The sequence below is a fragment of the Halalkalibacter urbisdiaboli genome (genome assembly GCF_002156385.1).
GTDB lineage: Bacteria > Bacillota > Bacilli > Bacillales > Bacillaceae_D > Halalkalibacter_A > Halalkalibacter_A urbisdiaboli.
The window spans coordinates 67,127-71,454 of record NZ_MVJM01000006.1 but is presented as its reverse complement, the minus strand read 5'-3'; the positions used below and the strand labels follow the sequence as shown (position 1 = coordinate 71,454).

Annotated in this window: 5 protein-coding genes; 2 read left to right on the top strand and 3 right to left on the bottom strand. The window is 37.2% G+C overall.

All coding sequences use genetic code 11. The features are described from left to right. Window positions 1-384 precede the first annotated feature (384 nt). From B1R93_RS21525 to B1R93_RS21515, 3 genes are read right to left on the bottom strand one after another with little or no spacing between them, the layout of a single operon-like run. Entirely contained in the window at window positions 385-783 is a 399-nt protein-coding gene (locus B1R93_RS21525; protein ID WP_088105967.1) for a VOC family protein, read from the bottom strand. 2 nt (window positions 784-785) lie between these two features. Continuing rightward, the gene (locus B1R93_RS21520; RefSeq protein WP_088105966.1) at window positions 786-1,571 is read right to left on the bottom strand and encodes a phosphosulfolactate synthase; all 786 of its coding nucleotides are present in this window, start codon (window positions 1,569-1,571) and stop codon (window positions 786-788) included. Beyond that, on the bottom strand, window positions 1,568-2,257 hold the full coding sequence (locus B1R93_RS21515; RefSeq protein ID WP_088105965.1) for a 2-phosphosulfolactate phosphatase: 690 nt from the start codon (window positions 2,255-2,257) through the stop codon (window positions 1,568-1,570). The genes B1R93_RS21520 and B1R93_RS21515 overlap by 4 nt, the downstream gene beginning before the upstream one ends. A 250-nt stretch (window positions 2,258-2,507) precedes the next feature. On the opposite strand from B1R93_RS21515, the gene B1R93_RS21510 reads away from it, so the two are divergent. After that, complete coding sequence (locus B1R93_RS21510; protein ID WP_088105964.1) at window positions 2,508-2,705, top strand: sigma factor G inhibitor Gin; 198 nt, start codon at window positions 2,508-2,510, stop codon at window positions 2,703-2,705. A gap of 118 nt (window positions 2,706-2,823) precedes the next feature. Further along, a complete protein-coding gene (locus tag B1R93_RS21505; RefSeq protein WP_088105963.1) occupies window positions 2,824-4,260 on the top strand; it encodes an aminotransferase class I/II-fold pyridoxal phosphate-dependent enzyme in 1,437 nt (478 codons plus the stop codon). Window positions 4,261-4,328: the final 68 nt, after the last annotated feature.

Sequence of the window (4,328 nt, the reverse complement as noted above, 5' to 3'; positions counted from 1 at the left end):
GAGACGAGACGGTTCTCTTCGTACCCCTTCATGACTGAACTATGAAACGAAACGGCATGCATCACATCCCCGTAGAAGAGAACCGTTGAGCCAGGACGTTGCCAGGCGATAAAGCATAACCCAAAGGGTTATGCTTTTTTATTTATACAAGGATTACGCATGTAGGCTCTTCATTGACTAAGCCGATGGAAACAACGTGAATAAGCTTCCCAGAAAAGACATCATAGACGAGACGGTTCTCTTCGTGAAACATTATGAATGAACAATGTAACAAAACACCATGCCTCTTCATCCCCGAAGAAGAGAATAGAAAACCCCTAAAAAGGTTTGGTAACCATTCATAGGGGGAATAGAAGAATTATGAAAGCTTGCTATTCATTATTTTTAGTAAACCATCGTTACATCATGATAATACTTAAACTCTAATAAGTTATTTGCTGGATCAATAAGGAAGAACGTAATGTGCTCTTCTTGTTTGCCTTTAAAGCGGGTCATAAGTTCTTGAAAGAAAGGGAGCTTATTGCCAGTTGCTGCATCTAATAAGCGATCGAACTCCTCTTTATCAGTAAATGTCACGCCAAAATGTCGAGGATACATGGAGGGCTTTTCATCGATATTTTCAGGGCTTAAATGACAAACAACTTGGTCGCCAAAAAAATTAAAGGTAACACGATCATCATATCTACGAGCGAGTTGACAACCGAGTTTTTGATAATAATCGGCTGTTTCATCTAAATCTTTACAAGGGATCGCAAGGTGGAATACTTTATTACTTTCTCTCATTTTTAATCCTCCTCATTATTAAAAAAATGAAATGTATCCGAACGTAAGCCTAATCTGAGTGTCTCAAGAGGTACGGCATCAGTGAAGGGGATATTTGCTAAATTGACCTGGTGGCCGACTTTTTTGATAAAATATGTTTGCATCTTTTTGTTAGGTGCTTCAAAGATCATGTCTTCTATTGGGATGCCTGATGAAAGGATATCATCGATAATATCGTAGCGCATGTCACCATTACTTTGGCAAATTCCACTTGTTCCACTTTCCCGCGATTCGGTAATAACCTTATTCGAACCAGCTTCGAGATCTTCTTGAATGTGCTCAATCCATTCTGATGTACAGAATTGGTTGGACTTTTCGCAATCTTTGCTACCAACCTCGCTTAAAACATGAAACTCCTTTGAAAAATCTGAAATGTATAGAGCCTTCTCGGTATTTGGTAAATCAATCGTTCCATTTGATATTTCGATATATTTACACTGGTACTTTTTACAATAATCATAGAAGTTTTCAATTTTTCCTTGGCTTAGGAACTTTTCAAATAAGGTCCCACCAAAAAAGTAGTGAATGTTATTTTGCTGTAAACAGGTAATTTTCTCTTCTAACTGCTTTGTGATAATGGAAGTTCCCCAACCAAATTTAACAAAATCAACGAGTTCTGGATAGCTATTAATTGTATCTTTAAATTGCTGTAAAGAGGTACCGTTATCAATTAAAATTGTTTGACCACAAGCTCTCGGTTTCGGTTGTCTAATTGGGAGTTCGAGTCCAAAAAAAGGTAAAGTCTTCATATGTCAATCCTCTCAATCATTGGTATTTTACATTCTTTATTCACTTTCATGATAAAAGGATGATTTAATTCTTTAGTGCAAAGTCGTATATCCTCCCGATTAAAGTCTAGGTTTTGTGGGTCAAAAAATTTCTTTGCTGCTGTTGAGTTCATAATTCGCCTTTTGGTCTCTGATGCTACGTCCCTTTCTCCGGTAAGGATGTTTCTTATAAATTCAGCACAGGCAAGGTCATCATCCCCCGTTGGGTGGGAAGCAATAATGTGAATAGTGAGATTCTCTATATCCTTGTAAAGCTTACGGATATAGTTTGCTGTCATTCTCGCATTCGAGAAGCCTGTAACGAAAAGTTGTTTAGTATTCAAAGAATTTAATGTAGCCTTTACACCATTTGTTGTTTTTTGAACGAGTGTTTTTTCTGAAAGGTTTGTGTTTGCGAATCGTTCAGGGGAATTATCCAAATCAAATCCTTTGATTGCTAAACCATTCACTTCTCCTGCTAGGAGGTAGTGAGGGTGTTTATTTTTCAGTAACAGGGCATCCTCAACAGATTCGACGAGTAAAATGTTGCTTGCGCCCTTTAAAAATGCATGGTGCGCAACGGTGAATGCACGTATAACGTCGATAACAATGTTGATGTCTGATGGTGGTAAGGAATGTTCATTACCTTGATAAATCGTTATGGACATGGATACCTCCTATCAGTTTTACTATCTTAAACAATTTTCAAGGTACTATATTCGCCTATTTGCCCAATGGTGCCTTTACGAAATTAAAATAGGCTTTTTTCGATTGTAAAGTTTTCTTTTTTGAAATTCCTTCATAATCATGGGCACCTGTTCAGGCCTTACTGAATAGAATAGTAAAGTGAGAGGTTACTTAAGATAAAATGTATAAAAAGCTGAAAAGCTGCCGACAATGGTGCTGGGGGTGGTCATTATGACAAAAACTAGAGTTATCCAAGTGCGGCTAAATGAAACTTGTATTCTATGTGAACAAAAAGAGTCTGAGGGCATTCATTTTCTAGATTCCTTTGTTTGTAAACATTGTGAGAAAGATTTGATACATGCTGAAGCAGCCGATTTAATTTACGATAAATATGTGAAGCAATTAAGCAAATATATAAAGAGTAAGTAAAAACAAGTCATTTAAGGCTTGTTTTTTTTATTTTAGTGGAAAATATCGCCTGAATTTTTAAAGAAGAAGTGATTATCAGAACAATCCAATTTATAATACAAGAAAGGAGTGAAAAAAAATGAAGCAAACATTAGCTCCTCTCGTACAAGCACTACAAACACATGTAAAAGAGCGACCTATATCTTTTCATGTTCCAGGCCATAAAAATGGTTCTTTCTTTCCGGAAATGTTATACAACGATTTTAAACAAGCTCTCCAGTATGATGTAACAGAGCTTGAAGGTTTGGATGATTTACATAGTCCAGAAGGGCCCATTTTAGAGGCACAAACATTAGCAGCAAGCTTTTACGGAGCGGGTCATACCTTTTTTTTAGTAGGGGGTTCGACCGTCGGGAATTTAGCAATGGTCTTTGCATTATGTCGTCCAGGCGATATCGTCTTCGTACAGCGAAACGCCCATAAGTCAATTTTTCATGCAATAAAATTAGCTAGAGTGACACCCATTTTCCTAACTCCTGAATATGATAAAGAAACAGGGCATCCCATTGGAATCGCCCTAGAAACGTTGCAAGAAGCCTTACGTTCTTATCCTAATGCTAAAGCATTATTGTTAACCTTTCCTAATTATTATGGTGTTGGATTGAATCCAAAACAGCTAATTTCAGTTGCAAAAGAGCATGGTCTTTATGTACTTGTCGATGAGGCTCATGGCGCCCATTTTCAAATTTCTAATTCATTTCCAACTTCCACTCTTACGTTAGGGGCAGACGTTGTTGTTCAATCAACCCATAAGATGCTGCCGGCACTTACGATGGGCTCTTTTTTACATGTTCATTCAAGACTACGAAATAAAGTAAAGCAGCTACAAGAGAGTTTGAGTATTTTCCAATCAAGTAGCCCTTCCTATTTGATTATGGCATCATTAGATGGAGCAAGAGCCTATGCAGAAACATTAGATAAACAAAGAATTATCTCGATTCTTGCAGGAGTAAATACATTTAAACGCGAATTAGCTACCATTAAGCAAATCGAAGTGATTAAATGGCCACAATCCTATCAATGTGATCCTTTAAAGGTTACAATTAAAACAGCATGTGAATTAACGGGTTATCAGCTGCAGCACGCCTTTAACCAAGTAGGGGTATATCCAGAACTAGCAGATCGTGATCATGTTTTATTCGTTCTTGGATTAGAAGAGTTAATGAATATAGAACCCATTATTAAAAAACTTACTTCAGCATTATCCTCATATTCAGTTATGATAAAACAAAAGAATGATATGTCGTTTCAAGGGGATAAGGTGTCAAAGTTAGTATTATCATCGGAAGAGCTTCAAAGGTATTCACGTACTAAAGTGTCTCTTCATCAAGCAGTAGGGCAAATTGCTGCTGAGGCTATTATTCCTTATCCACCAGGGATACCAATTATCCTTCCAGGAGAACGAATAAAACAAGAGATAATTAAAAAGATACAAGAACTAGAACAAGCAGGTGCCTATTTTCAAGGACATTCATCAATAAATGAAGGAATTTTCATTGTAGAGTTGGAGGACTAGTCATGAAGCAGGGGTTATTTATTACGGTTGAGGGCGGTGAGGGTGCCGGTAAGACAACGGTATTAGAT